Raw genomic sequence first — 2,500 nt, 5'->3', positions numbered from 1 at the left:
ATGGGCGCATAGTCACGGGCATGAGACCCGAAACCGAGTGATCTAGCCATGGCCAGGCTGAAGGTGGGGTAGCACCCACTGGAGGGCCGAACCCACGCCTGTTGAAAAAGTCGGGGATGAGCTGTGGCTAGGGGTGAAAGGCCAATCAAACTCGGAAATAGCTGGTTCTCCGCGAAATCTATTGAGGTAGATCGTCAGGTGGTCACCCTCGGAGGTAGAGCACCGGAAGGGCTAGGGGGGCCCAAAGCCCTACCAAACCCTACCGAACTCCGAATGCCGAGGAGTGCAGCCTGGCAGACAGACAGTGGGTGCTAAGGTCCATTGTCGAGAGGGAAACAGCCCAGACCACCAGCTAAGGTCCCCAAATGATGGCTAAGTGGGAAAGCATGTGGGACGGCCAAAACAACCAGGAGGTTGGCTTAGAAGCAGCCATCCTTTAAAGAAAGCGTAATAGCTCACTGGTCTAATAGCTGTTCTGCGGCGAAAATGTAACGGGGCTCAAGCCATCTACCGAAGCTGTGGGTGTGCAGCGATGCACGCGGTAGCGGAGCGTTCCCTAGGCCTGTGAAGCCGGACCCGTGAGGGCCGGTGGAGGTATGGGAAGTGCGAATGCGGACATGAGTAGCGACAAACAGGGTGAGAAACCCTGTCGCCGAAAGTCCAAGGGTTCCTGCGCAAGGTTAATCCGCGCAGGGTGAGCCGGCCCCTAAGGCGAGGGCGAGAGCCGTAGCCGATGGGAAGCGGGTGAATATTCCCGCGCCCGCCAGAAGTGACGACCCTGAAACGCTGTCCTCCCTTATCGGATTGGGGTGGCGGTTGGAGGGGTCCAGGAAACAGCTCTGGCATATGGACCGTACCCGAAACCGACACAGGTGGACTGGACGAGTATTCCAAGGCGCTTGAGGGAACCATGCTGAAGGAACTAGGCAAATTGCCCGCGTAACTTCGGGATAAGCGGGACCTCATTCAGGGCAACCTGGGTGGGGTGGCACAGACCAGGGGGTGGCGACTGTTTAGTAAAAACACAGGGCTCTGCGAAGTCGCGAGACGACGTATAGGGTCTGACGCCTGCCCGGTGCCGGAAGGTCAAGGGGAGGAGTGCAAGCTCCGAACCGAAGCCCCGGTAAACGGCGGCCGTAACTATAACGGTCCTAAGGTAGCGAAATTCCTTGTCGGGTAAGTTCCGACCTGCACGAATGGCGTAACGACCTCCCCACTGTCTCCAGCATGGGCTCAGCGAAATTGAATTCCCCGTGAAGATGCGGGGTACCCGCAGTTAGACGGAAAGACCCTATGAACCTTTACTGCAGCTTCGCAGTGGCGCCAGGAAGGGACTGTGTAGGATAGGTGGGAGGCTTTGAAGCCGGGGCGCTAGCTCTGGTGGAGCCAACCTTGAAATACCACCCTGTGCCTTTCTGGCGTCTAACCGCATCCCGTCATCCGGGATCGGGACCCTGCGTGGTGGGCAGTTTGACTGGGGCGGTCGCCTCCCAAAGTGTAACGGAGGCGCGCGATGGTGGGCTCAGGCCGGTCGGACATCGGCTGTTGAGTGCAAAGGCACAAGCCCGCCTGACTGCGAGCGCGACAGCGCGAGCAGAGACGAAAGTCGGCCTTAGTGATCCGGTGGTCCCGCGTGGAAGGGCCATCGCTCAACGGATAAAAGGTACTCTAGGGATAACAGGCTGATCTCCCCCAAGAGTCCACATCGACGGGGAGGTTTGGCACCTCGATGTCGGCTCATCGCATCCCGGGGCTGGAGCAGGTCCCAAGGGTTCGGCTGTTCGCCGATTAAAGCGGTACGTGAGCTGGGTTTAGAACGTCGTGAGACAGTTCGGTCCCTATCTGCTGTGGGTGTACGAGGCTTGAGAGGATCCGTCCCTAGTACGAGAGGACCGGGATGGACGCACCTCTGGTGAACCGGTTGTCGCGCCAGCGGCACGGCCGGGTGGCCAAGTGCGGAACGGATAACCGCTGAAGGCATCTAAGCGGGAAACCGACCTCGAAACGAGGCCTCGCCGAGGGCCGTGGAAGACCACCACGTCGATAGGCCGCAGGTATAAGAGGGGTAACCCTTTCAGCCGAGCGGTCCTAATCGCCCGATAGCGCTCCCTTACCACCAACACCGCACCGGCCAGGGTGTCTCCCGCAAGGGACCACCCCCAGCCGCGCGCAGCACCAAGCCGCGCACCACTCAACCCCAACCAAACACACACACACCAGATCCACACCAAATCATCTGTCGTCAGGATCCGGCCTGGTGGCCCGGTGGTCATCGCGAGGATGATACACCCGATCCCATCCCGAACTCGGCCGTGAAACACCTCAGCGCCCATGGTACTGCATCTCAAGATGCGGGAGAGTCGGTCGCCGCCGGGCCACCACGCCGGATCCAACACGACAAGACCAAACACCTCCGCGGGGTGGAGCAGCCCGGTAGCTCGTCAGGCTCATAACCTGAAGGTCACAGGTTCAAATCCTGTCCCCGCATCCAACGATACCA

1 tRNA gene and 2 rRNA genes (1 of these 3 cut by a window edge) are annotated in these 2,500 nt (G+C 59.9%); all 3 read left to right on the top strand.

Annotated elements, in window-relative coordinates:
- Positions 1–2,113, top strand: a 23S ribosomal RNA gene (locus OZN99_RS23830); it begins 621 nt to the left of the window's first position.
- Positions 2,114–2,261: 148 nt separating this feature from the next.
- A 5S ribosomal RNA gene (gene rrf / locus OZN99_RS23825) occupies positions 2,262–2,376 on the top strand.
- Positions 2,377–2,414: 38 nt separating this feature from the next.
- Positions 2,415–2,491 (top strand) — tRNA-Met (locus OZN99_RS23820).
- Positions 2,492–2,500: the final 9 nt, after the last annotated feature.

The organism is Falsiroseomonas oryzae, assembly GCF_027856955.1.
Lineage (GTDB): Bacteria > Pseudomonadota > Alphaproteobacteria > Acetobacterales > Acetobacteraceae > Falsiroseomonas > Falsiroseomonas oryzae.
Note: the sequence above shows the minus strand (reverse complement) of the source record. Positions and strands in the feature narration are given on the sequence as shown.